At 43.4% G+C, this 19,489-nt stretch carries 18 protein-coding genes and 1 pseudogene; 14 read left to right on the forward strand and 5 right to left on the reverse strand.

Annotated elements, in window-relative coordinates:
* Positions 1-131 precede the first annotated feature (131 nt).
* The 4 genes from R4I06_RS02240 to carA form a co-directional block, all read right to left on the reverse strand.
* Positions 132-749, reverse strand: coding sequence for a DUF2460 domain-containing protein (locus tag R4I06_RS02240; RefSeq protein WP_334413893.1), 618 nt, complete (start codon positions 747-749; stop codon positions 132-134).
* Between the two features lie 225 nt (positions 750-974).
* Positions 975-1,409 (reverse strand): dUTP diphosphatase, encoded by a 435-nt coding sequence (gene dut / locus R4I06_RS02245; RefSeq protein ID WP_334413894.1) that lies wholly within the window; start codon positions 1,407-1,409, stop codon positions 975-977.
* A 287-nt stretch (positions 1,410-1,696) separates the two neighbouring features.
* Positions 1,697-2,650 carry a 4-hydroxy-3-methylbut-2-enyl diphosphate reductase gene (gene ispH, locus R4I06_RS02250; protein ID WP_334413910.1) on the reverse strand — a complete coding sequence of 318 codons (954 nt, stop codon included), beginning with the start codon at positions 2,648-2,650 and terminating at the stop codon, positions 1,697-1,699.
* Between the two features lie 132 nt (positions 2,651-2,782).
* Positions 2,783-3,922, reverse strand: a complete 1,140-nt coding sequence (carA, locus tag R4I06_RS02255) for a glutamine-hydrolyzing carbamoyl-phosphate synthase small subunit (RefSeq protein WP_334413896.1) — start codon at positions 3,920-3,922, stop codon at positions 2,783-2,785.
* 215 nt (positions 3,923-4,137) lie between these two features.
* On the opposite strand from carA, the gene gpmI reads away from it, so the two are divergent.
* Positions 4,138-5,637 carry a 2,3-bisphosphoglycerate-independent phosphoglycerate mutase gene (gene gpmI, locus R4I06_RS02260; protein ID WP_334413897.1) on the forward strand — a complete coding sequence of 500 codons (1,500 nt, stop codon included), beginning with the start codon at positions 4,138-4,140 and terminating at the stop codon, positions 5,635-5,637.
* Between the two features lie 13 nt (positions 5,638-5,650).
* Here gpmI and der read toward each other — a convergent pair whose 3' ends face one another.
* The gene (gene der / locus R4I06_RS02265) at positions 5,651-6,976 is read right to left on the reverse strand and encodes a ribosome biogenesis GTPase Der (RefSeq protein WP_334413898.1); all 1,326 of its coding nucleotides are present in this window, start codon (positions 6,974-6,976) and stop codon (positions 5,651-5,653) included.
* 287 nt (positions 6,977-7,263) lie between these two features.
* On the opposite strand from der, the gene R4I06_RS02270 reads away from it, so the two are divergent.
* From R4I06_RS02270 to R4I06_RS02330, 13 genes and pseudogenes are all read left to right on the forward strand, one after another.
* Positions 7,264-8,445 (forward strand): PQQ-binding-like beta-propeller repeat protein, encoded by a 1,182-nt coding sequence (locus tag R4I06_RS02270; RefSeq protein WP_334413899.1) that lies wholly within the window; start codon positions 7,264-7,266, stop codon positions 8,443-8,445.
* A 15-nt stretch (positions 8,446-8,460) separates the two neighbouring features.
* Positions 8,461-9,864, forward strand: coding sequence for a dihydrolipoyl dehydrogenase (gene lpdA, locus R4I06_RS02275; RefSeq protein WP_334413900.1), 1,404 nt, complete (start codon positions 8,461-8,463; stop codon positions 9,862-9,864).
* A complete protein-coding gene (locus R4I06_RS02280) occupies positions 9,851-10,996 on the forward strand; it encodes an efflux RND transporter periplasmic adaptor subunit (protein WP_334413901.1) in 1,146 nt (381 codons plus the stop codon). Before lpdA ends, R4I06_RS02280 begins: the two co-directional genes overlap by 14 nt.
* Before the next feature lie 63 nt (positions 10,997-11,059).
* Positions 11,060-11,305: a translation initiation factor IF-1 gene (infA, locus tag R4I06_RS02285; RefSeq protein ID WP_334413903.1), complete on the forward strand. Its 246-nt coding sequence runs from the start codon at positions 11,060-11,062 to the stop codon at positions 11,303-11,305.
* A 5-nt stretch (positions 11,306-11,310) separates the two neighbouring features.
* On the forward strand, positions 11,311-11,901 hold the full coding sequence (locus R4I06_RS02290) for a Maf family nucleotide pyrophosphatase (RefSeq protein ID WP_334413904.1): 591 nt from the start codon (positions 11,311-11,313) through the stop codon (positions 11,899-11,901).
* A 132-nt stretch (positions 11,902-12,033) separates the two neighbouring features.
* Positions 12,034-12,918, forward strand: a complete 885-nt coding sequence (gene rpsB, locus R4I06_RS02295; protein WP_334413905.1) for a 30S ribosomal protein S2 — start codon at positions 12,034-12,036, stop codon at positions 12,916-12,918.
* 29 nt (positions 12,919-12,947) lie between these two features.
* On the forward strand, positions 12,948-13,835 hold the full coding sequence (tsf, locus tag R4I06_RS02300) for a translation elongation factor Ts (RefSeq protein ID WP_334413906.1): 888 nt from the start codon (positions 12,948-12,950) through the stop codon (positions 13,833-13,835).
* Positions 13,836-13,945: 110 nt separating this feature from the next.
* Positions 13,946-14,737 (forward strand): metal ABC transporter permease, encoded by a 792-nt coding sequence (locus R4I06_RS02305; RefSeq protein ID WP_334413907.1) that lies wholly within the window; start codon positions 13,946-13,948, stop codon positions 14,735-14,737.
* Positions 14,738-14,883: 146 nt separating this feature from the next.
* Entirely contained in the window at positions 14,884-15,633 is a 750-nt protein-coding gene (locus R4I06_RS02310; RefSeq protein ID WP_334413908.1) for a hypothetical protein, read from the forward strand.
* A gap of 160 nt (positions 15,634-15,793) precedes the next feature.
* Positions 15,794-16,381, forward strand: coding sequence for a ubiquinol-cytochrome c reductase iron-sulfur subunit (gene petA / locus R4I06_RS02315; RefSeq protein WP_410519373.1), 588 nt, complete (start codon positions 15,794-15,796; stop codon positions 16,379-16,381).
* A 2-nt stretch (positions 16,382-16,383) separates the two neighbouring features.
* Entirely contained in the window at positions 16,384-17,613 is a 1,230-nt protein-coding gene (locus R4I06_RS02320) for a cytochrome b (protein ID WP_334413909.1), read from the forward strand.
* A 1-nt stretch (position 17,614) separates the two neighbouring features.
* Positions 17,615-18,379, forward strand: coding sequence for a cytochrome c1 (locus R4I06_RS02325; RefSeq protein ID WP_410519374.1), 765 nt, complete (start codon positions 17,615-17,617; stop codon positions 18,377-18,379).
* 322 nt (positions 18,380-18,701) lie between these two features.
* A pseudogene (locus R4I06_RS02330) lies at positions 18,702-19,489 on the forward strand (hypothetical protein); the annotation flags it as partial.

Genomic DNA, 19,489 nt, shown 5'->3' on the forward strand with positions numbered 1-19,489 from the left:
AACGTGAGAATACAGATAGGGATGTAAAGTCCGATATTCGCAAACAAATAGATAGTCTCGAGAAGAAAATCAGCGAGCTAAAAAGGGGCTTAAAGGATAGTACCTAATCGAAACCTTTAAGTCTAGATAGCCTACTGTTTGTGCCTGACCTCTACTAAAGGTATGTTTCCGCAGCCATAATTCTCATAGTCGTTCAGAGAACAAGGGAGGAAATCCGTGTCAAATCTAACGAAAACATCAAACTCAAAAGTAGCTGAGATAGATGCATTTAAAACTGGTGGCTCACCAAACGATACTACACCACTAGAGAGATTTACTGTGTAGTCCTTACCGTGTTCTACTTGTTTGCCATCTAGGAATATCTCTACCGTATTGGTAACTGGTTTAGTTATTGTACGTAAGTAGCTATTCCTACCATGGGAATAATGCTTTAGCAGTTGGAAGTCTGATAATTCACCATTGCCGTTTCCAATTTGCTGGTTCACTGCCTTATAATCTGACCAATCCTTAAATCTAAAAGGAATAGCTTTTCCTCTATGTGCGCAGAAAAAGTTCAAAAGGAGTGAAAATTTGTGATATGACTTCACATCATATACCACATTGTACCTATTTCGTGCATGCACGTGATTGATTCTACGCTGCTCTGTTCCCCCTGATAATTTTATGATTTCCGTCGAAAATTCTGGCCCTCCAGAGGATCCATATGATATATCGTCGGGAAATCTAGTATCTTCCGTAAATTTGTCCATAAGAATCCGGTGAGCACAATAGCACACCAATACTAAGAACTGCGGCACACTGTCGGAATCACTTTATTTTGTATTCTAAGAGAAGACTGACAGGCTATGGAGCCAAAAACGTGCATCACAGCAGCTAGTACTGGCAATAGTAACCACTTTATCTTTGCTACATACCGTTAAGCAGAGAGCTTCCATATGTCGTACACTTCATTTTGTGTTTTAGGAAAGAGAAGACTACGTACCTGTGGAGCCAAAGCCTCCATCACCGCGGCTTGTATCAGTAATTGTATCAACCTCCTTGAGAGTTACGCGCTCCACGGGGGATATTACAAGCTGTGCTATCCTATCACCTCTCTTGACTGCGTAGTCCTTGTCTCCAAAATTTGCCAGAATCACAATTATCTCACCGCGATAATCAGCGTCTATTGTTCCAGGGGAATTTAGGACAATAACCCCAAACTTCGCAGCTAAACCAGAGCGAGACCTCACTTGCGCTTCATACGCATTCGGCAGTTCTATTGCTATTCCCGTATTCACCATGGCTCTAGAGCCCGCTTTAAGCACAACGTCTACTGCTGAATACAGATCCAGTCCAGAGCTTTGCGGAGTAGCATAAGACGGCAGCGGCAAGCCCGCCCCTTCGCCAACTCTAACAATTCTTACTTCCATATGCACAAACTGGACATAGCAAAATACGCCGCATTGTAATGCCAATTGCAATATAATGCAACAACTGTGCAATGTTGTGCGCAGAAACTGCTATATAAACCAAAGAGGGGGCGTTTGCTCGTGCGCATCCTCCACAAAGAAGGTTTTGTGTAAAGTACGCAGGGCAAGAAGTGCCTCACGTTACTGCGAAACGCTTTTTTTACGAGAGAATAAAGAGCTGGATAGGCAACACATGGTGGGATCTTGTTGTTTTTCTATAAAAATATCAGGCAAAGGAGCATTCAACTCTACTGCGCAACGCTTTCAGGGATATCTACGAGTTGTGGCAGCTTAAAAACTACGTTTTCTTTCACACCAGCCATTGCCGATACTTTTACGTCGAGACCTTCACTAAGATGATCCACCACCTCCTGTACCAATACATCTGGAGCCGAAGCACCTGATGTTATGCCAATCTTGCGAGCACCTGAGAACCAGTCGAACTCTATCTCTTTATAAGAGCCTATAAAATGAGACCTCTCGTTTCGAGACTTTGCCAGCTCAAAAAGCCGCGTAGAATTCGAACTATTTTTGCTCCCAATTATCAGCGCAACATCGACCATGTTTGCAAGCGTAGCTATGGCCCGTTGCCTATTTTGTGTTGCATAGCAGATATCACTGGCAGCAGGCCCCACCATATTAGGAAATCTACTCCTCAGTGCTTGCACTATCTTCTCAGTATCATCAACGCTTAAGGTTGTTTGGGTGACGTACGCCATCGGCCTGTTCGGGTCATCGTCAATTTTCAACTTATGTACATCGTCAACGCTGGAAACCAATATAACCTCGTCAGTTACCTGTCCCATGCTTCCCTCTACTTCCCTGTGTCCTGCATGCCCTATTAGGACTATTCGCTTGCCGTGACTAGCATATTTTTTTATCTCCAAGTGCACTTTTGTGACAAGCGGGCATGTGGCATCAATTACGAATAAATTCTTCTCTCTTGCAACTTCTCGCACTTTGGACGAGACGCCATGAGCACTGAAAACGACCAACCCATTATCAGGCACATCTTCTAATCTGCTAACAAACTGAACGTTCCTACTCTTATAGCTCTCAACTACATAAGCGTTGTGCACTATCTCATGGAGTACATAAATGTCTCTGCTGCTGCCGTACTTTACAACCACAGCTTCCAAGATATTTATGGCCCTATCTACTCCCGCACAAAATCCTCTCGGCTGCGCAAGAATAACCTCCACTGCCGGCCGTTTAGTAACCACACTGTTGGACGACATAACACACAATCTACAGCAATAACCGCCTGCGAGTGTACAGAGTAATGCAAATTACGTCAAGCACAGCACGGTAACAGCGCACCTGAAATAGAGGTGCTAGCAGGCATCTACAGGTTCCTGTTTTTTCATAATGTCTATGAATCTTTTGAATATATAATGGGAATCATGCGGCCCAGGACGTCCTTCAGGGTGATATTGCACCGAAAAAACCGGGCGATCAATGAAGCTTATGCCCTCAATAGTACCGTCGAATAGAGAAATGTGGGTAACTTTCATGTTTTGCGGCAAAGTGTCCGCATTGATCGTGAAGCTGTGATTCTGGCTTGTAACCTCAACGGTCTGACTCTGTATGTCATAGACTGGATGATTGCTGCCTCTATGGCCATGGTGCATCTTTTTCGTTTCTGCTCCACCTGCAATTGCGAGCAGCTGATGACCGAGACATATTCCGAGAATGGGAAGACCTGAATCTAGCAACACGCGTACCTGGTTCAATGCATCTTCCGAAATATCCGCGGGATTTCCTGGTCCATTGGAAATCACTATACCATGAGGTTTTGCCTGCAGTATGCGCGTAGCAAAATCGTCAAGTGCTGCAATCACGGTTACTGCACATTCAGCAGCAACGAGCGAATCCAATATACCGCGCTTAGCGCCAAAATCCACCACACATACGTGGAATCCTCCATTGGATACTTTGTAGTCTGTCAGATGATCCAACTCTGTCGCGACTGCACTATATTCTGTGTTTTTAGCTAGTTCTTGTAACTTTTTCACGTCAACCGTATCTACACTGTTGAAGTGATGTATGACTCCGTTTTGCGTACCATGATCGCGAAGATGCGTGACTAGCGCTCTGGTGTCTAGCCCGTATACGCCTGTCAGATTGTTTTTTACTAGCCAAGAGTTTAAATCCATGTAGGAAGAAACGTGAGATGTACAGGGCAGCTCCCTGATAATTATTCCGCTGGCGAGTACATGTGCACACTCAAAATCCTTGTGATTTACACCAACATTTCCTATGTGTGGAAAGGTGAATGTCACAATCTGTCCAGCAAAGGAAGGATCCGTTATCGTATATTGATACCCAGTGATTCCTGTGGTGAAACAAACCTCTCCAACGCAGTCTTTTCTTACCCCTAGGGATTGACCGAAAAAGTATCTTCCGTCAGAAAGTACTACAACCGCCCCTTCGTGCTTATTGCCCATAAAAACATGAAAAACAAACCTGAGCATTCTATCAAATATACGCAATAATTGATAGACAATTTGTAACGTTGCTGCCACCATGCTTCGTATGCCAGTGCAGTGGGCGACTCCGGTCATTGCATATGGGATATACAGGCGAATACTTCTAGAGTTTTGACGGTGTTATTCGTTTGTGATAGTTATTTACTATGCGATTTGACATGCTATAACAGTTCTCTTGTTTCCATTTCACCGTGAGGCGTATGACAAAGGATGGAGTTGTGCTCTGTATACTCGATGGATGGGGCGATTGCAATGGTGAAAGCTGTGACGCTATACATGCGGCAAGTAAGCCATTTTGGGAGTCCGTAGTAGCAAAGTGTCCGAGTAGTAGTTTATCTGCAAGCGGCGTTGATGTGGGGCTACCTGAAGGGCAAGTAGGTAATTCTGAAGTAGGGCATATAAGCATAGGGTCAGGCAGGGTGGTGTTGCAGGACATCCAGAGGATTAACCTAGGGATATGTGATGTGCACAACAATCCTGAGTTGTTAAATTTTGTAAACGCTGTAAAACGCGGTGGAGGTGTCTGCCATATAATGGGTCTACTGTCAGATGGTGGTGTACATTCTCTTCAGTCGCATATGGAGCAGCTTATAAGAGTTGTGGGAAAATTTGGAATCAAGGTGTATATTCATGCTTTCCTTGATGGTAGGGATGTTCCTCCATATTCCGCAAAAAAATACGTTGGAATGTTGAATGCGGCGATCGATGGTGAGGACGCTAAAATTGCCACCATAAGTGGTCGCTACTATGCAATGGATCGTGATAATCGCATTGAGCGGATTAGTAAGGCTTATGATGCTATGGCCAGTGCTATATCTGAACAGAGATATGACTGCGCAGAAGATGCAATAGAGGCTTCGTATGCGAATGGGGTGTCGGATGAGTTTTTCGTACCCACAGTAATAGGCGATTATAATGGGTTCAATAAGGAAGATGGCATATTGCTTACCAATTTCAGGAATGATAGGGTGATTCAATTGCTTCGCATGTTGCTGGATAGAGCAACTTGCTCGGGTAATATTCTAGGCATGGTTAGATATTCTGCAGCGATTCCTATTGCGTCTTTATTCCCACCTAAGGAGATATATAATACTCTAGGGGAAGTTGTATCTAAGCTTGGTATGAAGCAGCTGAGAATTGCTGAAACAGAAAAATTCGCCCATGTGACATTTTTCTTCAATGGGGGAAGAGAAGACCCATTTGTAGGTGAGGATAGGATAATTGTTCCCTCGCCCAAAGTCTCCACTTATGACACAAAACCTGAGATGTCTGCACCTACTGTGACAGATCGGTTGGTTGAGAACATAGAGTCTGAGAAGTACGACCTGATAGTGGTGAATTATGCTAATGCAGACATGGTTGGTCATACCGGAAACATAGAGGCGGCAAAAGCAGCTATTACTGCCGTAGATGAGTGTCTGCGTAGGGTATATGGTGCGGCAAGGAAGGCGGGCTATTCGATGCTCATAACTGCAGACCATGGTAATGCAGAGAGGATGTTTGATGGCGAGGGCACTCCTTTTACTGCACACACGATAAGCACGGTTCCATTCGTAGTCTGTAACAGCAAAAAGCATGTGACAGCTGTTGCTAGCGGCGGGTTGTCAGATGTTGCACCTACAGTCCTGGATTTAATGCAAATACGTAAACCAGAAGAAATGACAGGGAACACGTTACTTAGATACGGCGATAATGCTTGATTGCTGCTTTCAGCTAAGCGTACGGATTCGTACCTTTCTTGAATATCATTCTCAATGGTATTCCCTGCATTGAGAAATGCTCCGCAAAGCTATTTTTTAGGTATTTTTGGTAGGTGTTTTCCATATGTGCAGTATTTGTCGCTATCACAAATGTTGGAGGTAGAGTATAAACCTGTGAAATATACTTCAGTTTGACTTTTCTATTATCCTGCAGCGGTGGCTGATGGTGATCCACGGCAGCTGCCAGCCATTTATTCAATTTTGCTGTACTTATACGGCTGCTGGCTATGTTGTGAAGCTTTATTGCTTTATCCAAAACAGCAGTGCATCCAATTCCGTTTAGTGCAGAAATTTTCAGGATGGGAACCTCGAAATCTATTTTGCAGTACTCGCTGACCTCTCTGAGAATGTCTGCTTGAAGCGCCTCATCTGTCACTAAATCGGACTTATTCAATGCTAGCACTATACCTTTGCCGTTTTTTATTGCTATATCGGCGATGGATAGATCTTGCTGACTTATGCCTAGCGTAAAATCTACCATCAAGATCACGATGCTGGATCTCATAATCCCGCTAACTGCTGACTGCACTGACAAAGTCTCCATAGTGTCTACTACTCTGGATTTTCTACGCATACCTGCAGTATCAGTGAGTAAGATCTTGATGCCTTTGTACATATATTCCGTTACTATTGCATCGCGTGTGGTACCAGCTATGCTGTTTGTTATTACTCTCTTCTCTCCAAGTATGCTGTTGACAAATGTAGACTTTCCAACGTTCGGCTGCCCTATTATCGAGAGGGTAATAGTTTTTTTTACTGGTGATTGCTGCGAAGATTGATCTAAATCCTCTTGCTCAATAAACTGAGACATAGCTTCATACAAGTCTGCCATCCCCAAGTTGTGTTCTGCAGAGATGTAGACTGGTCCTGTAAAATTTAGATACGCTATATCGTCTAAGTGTCCGTCGTGCTTGCTGCTCTCACACTTGTTTACCACGAAAACTACGGGCTTTTCCGTTACTTTTCTTATCCATTTTGCAAGTGCAAGATTATGTAGATCCGTACCACGCTTCGCATCAACTACGAAGAGGATTAAATCAGCTTGCTGTAATGTTATATGCACTTGCTCTTTTACTAGTGCTTGTATTTCATCTCCGCTGTCAACACCGCCTGTATCAACCGCCGTGAACTGCAGGCCACAAAAGTTTACATGTGCTTCTTTTCTATCACGGGTTAGATTCGCTATATTGCTTACTAGCGCGGACTTTCTCTTTGCTAGCCTATTAAATAAAGTAGACTTCCCAGCATTTGGCAGGCCTACTATAGCCACTTTTTGCATAGTTTATACCGTGTAAAGAACAAGAGCTTAGAGCATAAACGATGAGGAAAAACCTACACATCATATAATGGAACGAAATCTCACCGCACTATAATTATCGTGCAGATGCTCAAGCTTTCAGTGCATAGTGCTAGGATTATAGCATGAGATGTGCGAAATGAAAGGGTAAATGGCCTCATTTTGGCACTGCTTTTTGTACGCTTGAGTGGAAAGAAATCGTATAAAATAGATTGATTTTTTATAGCACTTGACTAATTATTGGGCGTGATTCTAAGGATCGGAAAGAGATGCGTACTGTAGCGGCGGCGTGGGTATTTTTTCTTTTGTTATGCAGCGTAAATGTTAGCGCTGAGAGTCTTAGCTTCAGGCATAAGGGAGCTACGTTACACACTACGCATTTGTCCACTGAGATTGATCCTACGTACTCTAAGCTTGCGGTAGTGGGTGGCAAGCATATGCGCTTGGTGCATTCTCCGGTAGGTACGGAGAATGTGATTGTGACGCTCAATAGCGAGGGAGATCTTATTGCGTTTGACGTAAATGAGAGAAAAGCGTTATGGCGTCTTTCCTTGTTGTTTTCTGATGCTGCTGTGTATTCTTCGGGTTTGATTTATTCTGCTGGAATTGTAGTTTGCGCGGTTAATAACCTCATCTATGGTATTGATTTGGGTGCGGGGGAGATAAAGTGGAAAGGTACTTTGGAGAGCTTTTTAAGCGGTGGTCTAGTTTCCCTAAATGAGGGGGAGTCCGTAGCTGCCCTGACCACTGGCAATTATCTATATGTTTTTGACGTTAAGACGGGCGGACTCATTTGGCACCACGAGGAAATGGGTGCAGATGTGCGTGTAAGGGGTTCCCGTACCGTTGCATATGACCCAGTGAAGCACCACGTAGTGCTGTTATTGTCTGATGGGAGAGTGTCGTGTTTTGATTCTTACAGCGGCGATAGAGTCTGGGATCAAGTTCTAGGTGGAGAGAAAAGTGATCTTGTGGGCAAAATAAACACTTCTCCTGTAGTAGCAGCTGGACAAATATTCGTTATTGATAGTGCTGGCGCCTTGGTCAGCATGGATGCATCTTCCGGAAATGTAGTTTGGAAAGGGGAAGAGACTGGTGCGTACGATATAGCTGCAGTGGGTGATGTAGTGCTCTATTACACTGTATCTAGGAACGGCAGGACTGTAGCTGCTATAGATGCGGTTACAAAGGAGCAGCGTTGGGCGTTGTCTTTGAATGAATGGAGTAGGCGTGGACGCAATAAAGGTGGATGGAGCACGCTTGTGGTCTCTCGAGGGAAGTTATGGGTTATGGGTGGAGGAGGATATCTGTTAGGAATTAATGTTGTGTCTGGTATTCCTGAAGAAATCTATACATCCTCTCTTTTTCTCGACTGTGCGCATTCTCCGGTTGCTATGGGATCTTCTTTATATGTTTCGGCAGGTAGAAAAGGTCTGATGATTGTTTCGTAGTTAATGGGGTGATTTATGGCTGATTACGATCTAGCTGTTATAGGTGCTGGGCCAGGTGGGTATAAGTGCGCCTTACGTGCCGCTAAATTGGGCCTTAAAGTTGCCTGCATTGACAAAAATGATTTGTTGGGAGGTACGTGTCTCCGAGTGGGGTGCATACCCTCAAAGGCTTTGTTGGACTATTCTTACAAGTATCATGCAGCTAAGGAGCTTTTTCCGAAATTGGGCATTGTGTCCAAAGACGTGAAGTTCGATATAGATGCCATGTTTAAGGCAAGAGATGCAGAAATATCAATTCTTAGTTCAGGTATAAAATCGCTTTTCTCCACAGTGGGAGTTCGCGCTTTCCAAGGTGTTGCTAAGGTAGCTGGTAAGAGTGGTGATTCTTTCAAGGTTTCGGTTTCTTGCAAAGATCAGACACGGGAAGAACTCACGGCGAAAAATGTGATAATTGCTACGGGGTCTGAGGTTTCTTCTTTGCCCAACTTGCCCATAGATGATGATAGGGTTATATCGTCTGATGCTGCTTTACGTATGGATGTGCCAAAGAAACTTGTTGTTGTGGGTGCAGGTGCAATAGGGTTGGAGATGTCCTCGATATGGAGCAGGTTGGGGGCCGAAGTAACGGTTATAGAATACTCTGAAAGAATTGCAGCTGGATCAGATCAAGACATAAGTAAGGCGCTGCTAGACTGCTTGATCAAACAGGGCATTAAATTTTGCTTGTCGTCTCGCGTTTCATCCGTATCGCGCAACGCTTCGGGAGTTACTGTGGAGTGCGAATCAGTTGTTGATGGTTCCAAGTCTTCTGTCAAAGCGGATAAGGTGCTAGTTGCCGTGGGTCGCGTGCCTAATGTTGGGTCTATTGTTGACAATCTAGAACTCGACAGTAGGGGATTTATTGTAGTAGATGAGAATTACGAAACGAGTATAAAAGGCATCTACGCAATAGGTGATGTGATAGGTGGACAGATGCTTGCGCACAAGGCAGAGATGGAAGGCTGCGTCGTTGTAGATAAAATAGCTATGGGTGCAGGTGCGGCATCTGTGGATTATGCTGTAATTCCGTCCATTATATACACACATCCTGCTGTTGCATCTGTGGGAAAAAGTGAGCAATACCTAAAGAGCGTTGGTTACGCGTATAAGACAGGCAAGTGCAGTTTTGCTGCGAATGGCAGGTCTAGAATTACGTACGATTCAGATGGATTTGTAAAAGTTATTGTGTGCAAAACTACCAATATCATCTTGGGGGTCCATATTATTGGAGCACATGCGGATGTTATGATAAACGAAGCGGCTGTAGCGCTCGGATATAGGGCGACTGCGAGTGATATATACAATGTGTGTCATTCGCATCCTGACGTAAACGAAGCATTTAGAGATGCCTGTGAAGCTGCGTTGCATGTTAAGTCTTAGTTGCTTCAGGTTTAGGTTTGGCGGGCTTTCTGAGTTTCGTGCCAGACTTTCTGAATGTCGTACTAGATACAAGGTTTTTTTTGCGTGCTTTGCGCTGGTTGTGTCTTGGTTTGTCGTGGGTACAATTAAAAGCAAGCGGGCAAAAGACGAGTCTTTTCTGCAAAATGTAGAGAGTAACAGCACCTATATGGAGATTTCTGAACTGGTTGCAGAGGAGAGAGTTGTACGCAAGACTTTTGCTGCTAAAGTTTATGCGTGGAAATCTGTTGATATTGTTTCTGAAGTCAGTGGAAGCGTGAAACAAGTATTTTTTGATAATGGAACGCCAATTAATAGAGATCAGGTAATTTTGGTCGTTGATGATAGGGGAAAGGAGGGAAGGGCACAACAAGCCGAGGCACTGTTACATAAAAGAGAGCTTGAGCACGTTGCTTCGGAGTCTTTGACAAGTGACGGATATGGCACGCGCGCACATAAGTATGGTGCAGATGCGGCACTATTGTCTGCTGAAGCTGATCTTAATATGGCAAAGCTGGATCTAAATAATACGAAGATAAAGTCTCCATTTGCGGGAATTGTTGATTGGATAGTGCCTCAAGTTGGATCTTTTGTTCATATCGGACAGGTTGTTGCTAAAGTTCTCAATTTTGAGAAGCTGAAAGTTGTTGCATATTTACCAGAAGGAGATTTGATAGGGGTCAACCTTGGCGACAGTGTCGAAGTCATCTTTGATTATGCGGAGGGCCCTGCTCTGCAAGGTAAAGTAAGTTCTGTGTGTAGCGTTATTTCCGATCAAGTGGAGCTCTGCAAGGTGGAAGTTTTGATTGATGGAGGCGACAATAAAGAAATTTTTGTTGTCGATGGGGTTCCTGCGCGAGCAAAGTTTGCTGTAGGTACGGTAAATGCGCACAAGATTCCCTCGTCTGCCATTACGGTGAATGGTGATGGCATTTTGGGCATCAAGGTGCTAGATAGTGAAAATGCGGTGCATTTTGTGGACGTTGATGTAGTGGATTCCGATGATGATGGATGTATTTGGGTCACAGGAGTCCCTGATGCAGCGAGATTGATCTCTCGAGGACATGAATTAGTTATTGCTGGTTCTGCAATAATGCAAGATGTTAGCACTTAAACTGATTGCAATGACACTATCTATATCTTACAATACCTGCCATGTTGATTTTTTTGGTTAGTGGTGAGAATTAAGGAGGGCGTAGCAAGAGTAGAGGGTGTAGTCACGAAGTTGCTCAGAGATGCAGTTTTTATTGTTAAGTTAAATGATGGTTACGAAGTGATGGCGCATGCATCTGGGAGGATACGCAAAAGTAAAATACGTATTTTACTACACGATAAGGTCATTGTTGAAGTTAGTTCGTACAGTGTAAGCAAGACCGGAATGGGCAAGGGAAGAGTTGTTAGTAGATTAAGAAGTAAGGACTGACGGATGTGCTAAAGATAGAGAACTTAGTTCTTGCATCGTCTTCTAAGTATCGGCTAGACCTATTGAAGCAGATTGGAGTTGTGCCTGGTGAGATACTGTCTCCCGATGTGGATGAGTCTGTTATTGCAGGAGAGGTTCCTAGAACGTATGCGCTCCGAGTGGCAAGGAAGAAGGCTGATAAGGTTTTCTCACTAAGATCTGACAAGTTTGTGCTAGGTGCGGATACCGTTGCGTATTGTGGCAATAGGGTCATGCCCAAAACTGAAAGTAAAGATGAAGCTTTAAAATATCTGAACATGATTTCTGGTCGTAGACACAAGGTGTGTACGGCCGTTTGTCTTTGTGCTCCTGATGGTAATGTGCATGTTAGGAGTGTCGTAAGCGTAGTGCAATTCAAGAGATTGTCTGGTGCAGAGATTGACTATTATCTTCATTCCGGAGAATGGGCTGGAAAAGCCGGTGGATACAGCATACAAGGCTGGGCTGCTGGATTGGTTTCTTGGATTCAGGGATCTTACTCTTCTATAGCGGGGTTGCCGCTGCATGAAACGTATTGCTTACTCAGCAATTACTTTGATCTATTACGTATTCCTTGATAAAGGTCATGCTCCCTGATAGTATCTTGTGCGACCTCAGATAGGGGTTGCCATTTGTCACACGGTGGCGCGATGGTCTCACTTTTGTGAGTTACGCCGTGGAAGTGTAACTGTTGTATTTTGGAGTTATTCATGAAGAATTTGCCTGAATTTAGCATACGTGATCTTATAGAAGCTGGGGTGCATTTGGGGCATAAGTCGGGTAGATGGAACCCTGCTATGGCACCTTACATATATGGAGTGCACAAGTATAAGGATATTCACATAATAGACCTGAGGAAGACATTAGCGCTTCTAAAAAATGCCATGAGTGCCCTGTACGATGTAGTTGTGAAAAGAGGTAGGGTGCTTTTTGTTGGAACTAAAGTGCAGGCTTCTAACATGATAGCAGATGAGGCAATTCGTTGTGGCCAGTACTATGTGAATCACAGGTGGTTAGGTGGAATGCTTACCAACTGGGAGACTGTTTCTTTTTCTATCAAGAGATTGCTTGAATTTGAAAAATTGCTTGCTGATCCTGAAGTGCAACTTATCAAAAAGGAAAGGCTTGTCGTTGATAGGCAGCGCGAAAAACTTGAAAGATCTCTTGGGGGTATTCGTGAGATGGGTGGCTTGCCGCACATGCTGTTTGTGATAGACACGAACAAGGAACATATAGCTATAAAGGAAGCTAATAAACTGAAGATTCCTGTAGTTGCGGTTCTAGATACGAATTCAGATCCTGCGGGCATTGACTATCCTATCCCTGGTAATGATGATTCCGTTAGGTCTATAGACTTTTTCTGTAGGGCAGTGTCCAGTACAATATTGGAGGCTATACGCTCGGATTTGATGAATTCTGGAGTTAATGTTTCTGCTGTAAAGCCTGCGGGAAATAAGGCTCATATAGCGTCTGCGCTGAAATCTACCAAATCTAAAAATGAAGTGGTAGTGGAAGAGAAATCTGCTGAAGTGGATCTAAATGACGCCGTGGAAGAGACACAAAACTCTGGTGATATTTCCGCGCCTAGTGAATAGTTTTTGTTTAGTTGTTGAAGGGTTGTGGGATGAAGATTGACGTTGGGGTTCTGAAGGAATTGCGCAGTGCTACTGGTGCTGGAATAGGAGATTGTAAGGAGGCATTAGAGGCGTCTGCTGGTGATATTGATAAGGCTAGAGAGTATCTCAGAGAGAAAGGAGTTGCTAAGGCCCATAAAAAGTCCAGCAGGGATGTAGCTGATGGGCTAGTTGCTGTACACGTGGAGGGTACCAGGGGTGCCATACTGAAGTTGGGCTGTGAGACTGACTTTGTTGCTAGGAACGATAGGTTCCGGGCGTTTGCGCTGGACTTGGCGAAGCGTTTGCACGATTTTGGCTCAGAAGATCTTGATGCTTTTTTAGCTATGCCGCACGATAAAGAAGGTGGCTCCAGTATAAAAGATGAGATTGTTGGTGTTGCTGCTGTACTAGGTGAAAACGTTGTTGTGAGCAGCATAGGCGTCATTAACTTGGCATCTGAAGGGGTTCTTGCTAGCTATGTACATTCTGCTGTGGGAGCTGGTATAGGCAGGGCTGCGGCTCTTGTCACTCTAGAAGTTGAAGGCAAGCTAGATGGTGGCAGTCGTGGTGAGCTGGAAGGTTTTGCAAAGCAGATTGCAATGCATATCGTTGCTGCGAAACCTGAGTCCGTATCTATAGACTCTCTAAGTAGTAGCGTGGTTGAGTATGAGAGGTCTATGGTATCCAAGGAAGTGAAGGAATTAGGCAAGCCTGACTCTGTTGCTGAGAAGATCATAGGGGGAAGGATGCAAAAGTTTTTTGAAGACATGGTACTCATGGAACAAACGTTTGTTATTGACGGAAAAACCAAGGTATGTAATTTATTGCAGGAGCGCAGCGACAAAATTGGCTGCAAGGTGCGTGTGGCGGGTTATAAGTTGTTCTCTATATCCTAGTGTGTACAGTAATAGCCTGATTTCCTGAATTTTTATCTTCTTAGGCGCTATTCCTGAAGTTTTCTGTTTATAAGGAGAGAGCTGATCCTGCTGTTGTGTTATTGGTGTGTATGCTTAGCGTTATATCAGAAGGGTTCTTCATAAATGGGGTTATTGCAGTTCTGATAGCGGGCTTGGTAGCTGCTCCTCTGGGGTCTGTGATGGTCTGGAATAGGCTGTCATATATGGGGGATAGTATTGCGCACTCTTCGTTGCTGGGTGTGGGAATTGCCATGGTATTGCAGGTTAGTACTTCTCTCACTGTAGTAGCCATTGCAGTGGTACTTGCGATCATAATGTCGTTTGTTATAGACAAAATACACTCTATAGATGCGATTTTGAACATCATGACCAGCGTTGTTATGTCTGTGGGAATGGTGCTACTGTCGTTTGTTCCTTATTCAGGGGAAAGTGTAGTGCATTCGCTATTTGGTGATGTACTTATGGTTAGCTCTAAAGAGTTAGTGAAGATGCTTGCTATTTCCTTATTTGGACTATGTGTCATAGTTTATCGTTGGAAATATTGGGTTTTAGTTTCCATTAGTGACGATCTTGCATTATCTATGGGCATAAATGCTCGTCGCATCAAGATGGAAATCTTGGTAATTGCGTCAACTGCAGTTGTTTTGTTTTCCCAGTTTGTGGGGATACTATTGATAACTGCATTTCTAATAATACCTGCATCGGTGGCTAGAAAGCTATCAGATACTCCTATCAGGATGGTTATCATTTCTGCTATCGTTGCCTCGCTTTCGGGTGTACTCGGATTACTTTTTTCTGTAAAGTTTGATATATTTCCGGGTCCCATGACTATTATAACTTCATTTCTTTTTCTACTTGCCGCTCATGCAATTAGAAGATAGCGCCTATCCGGGCAATCCATGGATGGCATTCTATCTAAGGGTGCAGTTTTATTTTTGTGTTATAGGGCTAGCTTATAGAGCTCATAGGGGCAAAGAGCGTGTTTATTTCGGAATTTAATAGGGGTGGCAGGGGGATATAACATTGTATGGTAATGAAATACATATATAAAAATTTTGCTTTTGTAACCAAGTCTGCTTTTATCGCATCTATAGGCATTTTATTTGTCAATAGATGGGCATTTGCTAGGCTTGATAAAAAGAAGATGGTAAGAAGCCATTTGTACTCTGGGATCAGAGAGAAACATGGCGATTTAGTTATAAGTAAGTGTTTTTTGGAGAGGAGAGTTAGGAACTATTTTTCTCTATTTTGCGCTCAGGGCAAGATTGAGATAAGTGATTTATCTCGGCAAATTCAGGTAGCAAATCTTAATGAGAACAGCGGAAGTAACTTACGTAATATAGACCTAGTTATGTCGGCGTTTTGGGCGGGGCTAGCTTGTGTACTAATAGCTTTGAAAGTATTCCCTGGTAAACATGGAAGTTATAAGCACGATACGTTATTTGTAAGTTTCTTGTTTGTATTTGCTGTATTAACCGTGTTCAATTTTGGGTTTTGGATAAGATGCGGAAGAGTGGTGGAGGTTTCAAGAAAAGAATTTGAAAGGTTAGATTCCGAGTTAAAAAGAGAATATGCTCAATATTCGGGCATAATAAGGTGCGTGGAGATTTATAATACGCTTCCTTCCGAAGTAAAAAGTTGCATAAAGCGTTCAGACCACCTATCAAAAATGGTCGAGGAAAAGATTTTGTCATGCAGACTTACTGAAGAGGAAGCCAAGAAGATAGAGAGAAGGGTTATAAAATTAGGCATTGGCAGCGGCTGCATGTGCGCGTGAGTTCTCTTCTAAATGCTAAATTTAGAAGTTTCATATTGCATGCCTAATCTGCTCTATAGGTGAAATTCCTTGGTTTCTGGCGGATTATTTTTTATAATGTGCAGCAAGGATAAGGCGTTTATAGTTTGAATCTAGCCGAGAGATTTGAAGTTGTGCAAGGGTGAGGTTTACTGTGATTGCAAAGGAAGTTGAGGAAGGCAACAAGTGTAGTGAGGGTGATAGCAAGCTAAAGAGAAGAGATTTTTTGGGTATTACCACCTTATCAATGGCGTGTATGGGGCTTTTTTCATTTCTGTATCCGTTACTGAAGTCTTTAAAGCCTGCTGCGGATGTCATGGCAAATGCTACTGTTGAGGTAAATCTTTCAGGGATCAAGGAGGGGAATACAAAAATCGTCAAATGGCAAGGGAAGCCAGTGTTTGTGCGAAGGAGGACTAAGGAAGAGATAGAATACGCGCGTGCTGTCGATATAAGTAGTTTGCGTGATCCACAAACTGACGATCAGAGAACTCGTGAAGGAAGACAAGAGTGGCTAGTGATGATTGGTGTATGCACTCATTTAGGGTGTGTGCCCACAGAGGTAAAGAGTGGAGATGGTGGGTGGTACTGTCCTTGCCATGGATCTAAATATGATACATCAGGTAGAATCGTCTCTGGTCCTGCTCCTCTGAATTTGATAGTGCCCGATTACTATTTTTCTGATGATGTTACTATGGTGATAGGGAAGAAGAGTGCTGTGCAAGGTTAGATATGCTAGATGGGGAAAACGTGGAGCTTGATAGTGGCAAGAAAGGGGTATTGGCGTGGATAGAGTACAGGCTCCCTATCGGTGCTTTTTTAAAGCATCTTGCTTCTTATCAAGTTCCTAAGAATCTCAACTATGCATGGAATTTTGGATCCTTAGCTGGGATAGCATTAATACTTCAAGTGGTGACAGGCATCTTTCTTGCAATGCACTATACTCCGCACGTGGACCATGCTTTTGATAGTGTGGAACGTATAATGCGCGATGTTCATTATGGTTGGCTCATAAGATATACGCACGCTGTGGGGGCGTCTTTCTTTTTTATAGTGGTGTATATTCATATTTTTCGGGGGCTTTATTATGGTTCTTACAAAAGTCCCAGAGAATTAGTTTGGTTCATGGGTGTCATAATCTTCTTTGTTATGATGGCAACTGCGTTCATGGGTTATGTGTTGCCGTGGGGCCAGATGAGTTTTTGGGGTGCCACTGTAATAACGAATCTTTTTTCTGCAGTGCCCATTATAGGAGAGGATGTTGTAAGGTGGCTATGGGGTGGGTTTTCCGTAGACAATCCTACACTTAATAGGTTTTTTGCGCTGCATTACTTATTTCCATTTATCATTATTGGTTTGGCGGGATTGCATGTTGTTGCCCTTCATAGGTTTGGTTCTGGAAATCCCAGTGGCATTGAAGTCAAATCAGAACGTGATACCATACCTTTGTATCCGTACTACATCATAAAGGACACTATAACCTTCGGGTTGTTTTTTGTTTTTCTATACTTTTTCGTGTTTTACGCACCTAATTACTTGGGACATCCTGATAACTACATAGAGGCTGATCCCATGATCACTCCCGAGCATATAGTGCCTGAGTGGTACTTTTTGCCTTTTTATGCTATGTTACGGTCCATTCCGGACAAATTGTTAGGTGTTGGTACCATGTTTGGTGCTATAGCGGTGTGGTTCTTGCTACCCTTCTTAGACAGATCTAAGGTGAAAAGTGGCAAGTATAGGCCTATAATGAAGGGGTTCTATTGGGTTTTTGTAGCGAATTTTTGCTTTCTAATGTGGATAGGGGGGCAAGAGGCTAAGGAGCCTTTTATATCGCTTGGTAGAGCTTCTACTCTCTACTATTTTTCGTACTTTTGTATAGTTTTGCCTCTTTTATCGAAATATGAGAGGTGTAAGGAGCTTCCTGATAGCATAAGTGACACTGTGCCGGAGATGAAATAATATGTTTAGGTGGGCCGCATTGTTTTTGTGCGTAATTTTTGTGCTAAGTTTTTACTCTCCGGGTCATGCGAAGCATGGCCCACGCGGCAACGAAATGGATGTTCCCGAATGGAAATTTTCGGGAGTATGGGGTATGTTTGACAGGCAGTCTGCGCAGCGTGGATACCAAGTCTACAGAGAGGTATGTTCTAATTGTCACTCTATGAAGCGCATAGCGTTCCGTAATTTAAAGGAGATAGGATTTACTGATGAGGAAGTGAAGTCTATAGCCAGTTCCTACAGCATTAATGATGGGCCTGATGAATCCGGGAACATGTTCGAAAGGCCCGGAATACCATCAGATTATTTCCCTAGCCCGTTTCCTAACAAGGAGGCAGCGTCTGCCGCAAATAATGGTGGTTATCCACAAGACCTTTCGCTTATGGTAAAGGCGAGGCATAAGGGTGCAACTTACATCTATGCACTTTTAACTGGCTATAAGAGTGCAGAGGCAGATGAGAATGGGCTGTACACAAATGAGGCATTTCCTGGCAATAAAATTGCTATGCCTCCCCCTATCTCCGAAGGCATAGTTAGCTATATGGATGGAACGCCACCTACTGTGGAAAATATAGCACGTGATGTGGTAAATTTCTTACAATGGGCTGCGGAGCCCGAAATGGAACAAAGAAAAAGGCTAGGTATTAAGATAATAACTTCTTTAATCGCCGGCACCTTGCTTGTCATAATAATTAATACCAGATTGTGGAATAATCTTCGTAAGTAAGGAGCTTGTAGGATCTAAAACTCCTGCAGGGGATATATTTTGCAAAACTCATGCCAAGAAGCGCGAACACTATAATCAGGCCCATAGGGAGTTGTGACATTATTTACAGCGACGCAGTTGCTCCAGTAATCCTTTTACAATATAGGGAATAAAGCGCTCACATTTCGGGACTACGTGAACCGAAAAACATTACAATTTTTACGATACTGTACCAAGGAGAGTAATTGCAGAAGATATGTATGCAAATAAGTGCATATTTTAGTTGTATAACTTTCAAGAATAATGTACGCTGGCGCAGCGTATTGCTTTTCGGGAGTGGATTGTGCGGATACTGTCGGTTTTGTTCGTGTTTTACTTAGGTCTGTTTTCTGGACTTGTGTTTCCTGATCTTGCACGAAGTGGTGTAGCTCGTGATTATGGTGGCAACAACGAGGGTGATGCTTTTTCCTTTAATGGAAGGATCATGTTTTACAACTGGGGTGATATGGCTGATGTCCCCGGCAAGGTGAAAGGTGGAGAGTGGCCAGCGTTAAGAGATTTTTTGAGATCTAAGGGAAGGGAGAAGGGTACGAGTATAGGCGCAGATTGTGACTTCTTGGGCAGTATGTCTATGGAGTATCTAAGTGACACTGGAACCCTTTACGGTGTGCGCTTTCAGTTAACAATACCTGAGATTGCTAATTCCATAGATGAAGGAAAGGCCATAGTCAATAACGGTAATAGTGCGTTTATTGTGACCCCTTTTGGGAAGTTTTCTGTGGGGTATCAAGAGGGTGTGGAATCGGCGTTTGCCGATGTAGGAAGGAAGCAAGGTGAGGTTTTTGATGACTTTGTAGGGGGAAGAGATCCTACACTCATGAAGTATAAGCTACCTCTCCTTAAGGGAGATTTTTTTAAGAGTCAGGAAGGTCAATGGCTTTTACACAATTCTGTTATTCTTTATCCAGGCCTGTATAGTGAGAATATCTTTAGAGCTAATAACCACTTAAATTACCACGGTTCCAGTAGGTATAGTAAATACTACGTGAATAGTCTTCCCTTTAGAGTCTCTTACCAGTCTCCAAAGGTGTATGGAATGAGATTTGGACTGAGTTTTTCTCCTTGGGGGTA

It is taken from the genome of Anaplasma bovis (genome assembly GCF_036903315.1).
GTDB lineage: Bacteria > Pseudomonadota > Alphaproteobacteria > Rickettsiales > Anaplasmataceae > Anaplasma > Anaplasma bovis.

What these genes read in the sequence shown, in the direction of transcription:
- gpmI (WP_334413897.1), top strand. Translation starts at nt 4,138, where the DNA reads ATGACAAAGGATGGAGTTGTGCTCTGTATACTCGATGGATGGGGCGAT.
- R4I06_RS02310 (WP_334413908.1), top strand. Translation starts at nt 14,884, where the DNA reads ATGGTAATGAAATACATATATAAAAATTTTGCTTTTGTAACCAAGTCT.
- R4I06_RS02280 (WP_334413901.1), top strand. Translation starts at nt 9,851, where the DNA reads ATGTTAAGTCTTAGTTGCTTCAGGTTTAGGTTTGGCGGGCTTTCTGAG.
- R4I06_RS02270 (WP_334413899.1), top strand. Translation starts at nt 7,264, where the DNA reads ATGCGTACTGTAGCGGCGGCGTGGGTATTTTTTCTTTTGTTATGCAGC.
- R4I06_RS02240 (WP_334413893.1), bottom strand. Translation starts at nt 749, where the DNA reads ATGGACAAATTTACGGAAGATACTAGATTTCCCGACGATATATCATAT.
- rpsB (WP_334413905.1), top strand. Translation starts at nt 12,034, where the DNA reads ATGAAGAATTTGCCTGAATTTAGCATACGTGATCTTATAGAAGCTGGG.
- lpdA (WP_334413900.1), top strand. Translation starts at nt 8,461, where the DNA reads ATGGCTGATTACGATCTAGCTGTTATAGGTGCTGGGCCAGGTGGGTAT.
- dut (WP_334413894.1), bottom strand. Translation starts at nt 1,409, where the DNA reads ATGGAAGTAAGAATTGTTAGAGTTGGCGAAGGGGCGGGCTTGCCGCTG.
- der (WP_334413898.1), bottom strand. Translation starts at nt 6,976, where the DNA reads ATGCAAAAAGTGGCTATAGTAGGCCTGCCAAATGCTGGGAAGTCTACT.
- tsf (WP_334413906.1), top strand. Translation starts at nt 12,948, where the DNA reads ATGAAGATTGACGTTGGGGTTCTGAAGGAATTGCGCAGTGCTACTGGT.
- R4I06_RS02320 (WP_334413909.1), top strand. Translation starts at nt 16,384, where the DNA reads ATGCTAGATGGGGAAAACGTGGAGCTTGATAGTGGCAAGAAAGGGGTA.
- R4I06_RS02305 (WP_334413907.1), top strand. Translation starts at nt 13,946, where the DNA reads ATGCTTAGCGTTATATCAGAAGGGTTCTTCATAAATGGGGTTATTGCA.
- carA (WP_334413896.1), bottom strand. Translation starts at nt 3,922, where the DNA reads ATGCTCAGGTTTGTTTTTCATGTTTTTATGGGCAATAAGCACGAAGGG.
- R4I06_RS02325 (WP_410519374.1), top strand. Translation starts at nt 17,615, where the DNA reads ATGTTTAGGTGGGCCGCATTGTTTTTGTGCGTAATTTTTGTGCTAAGT.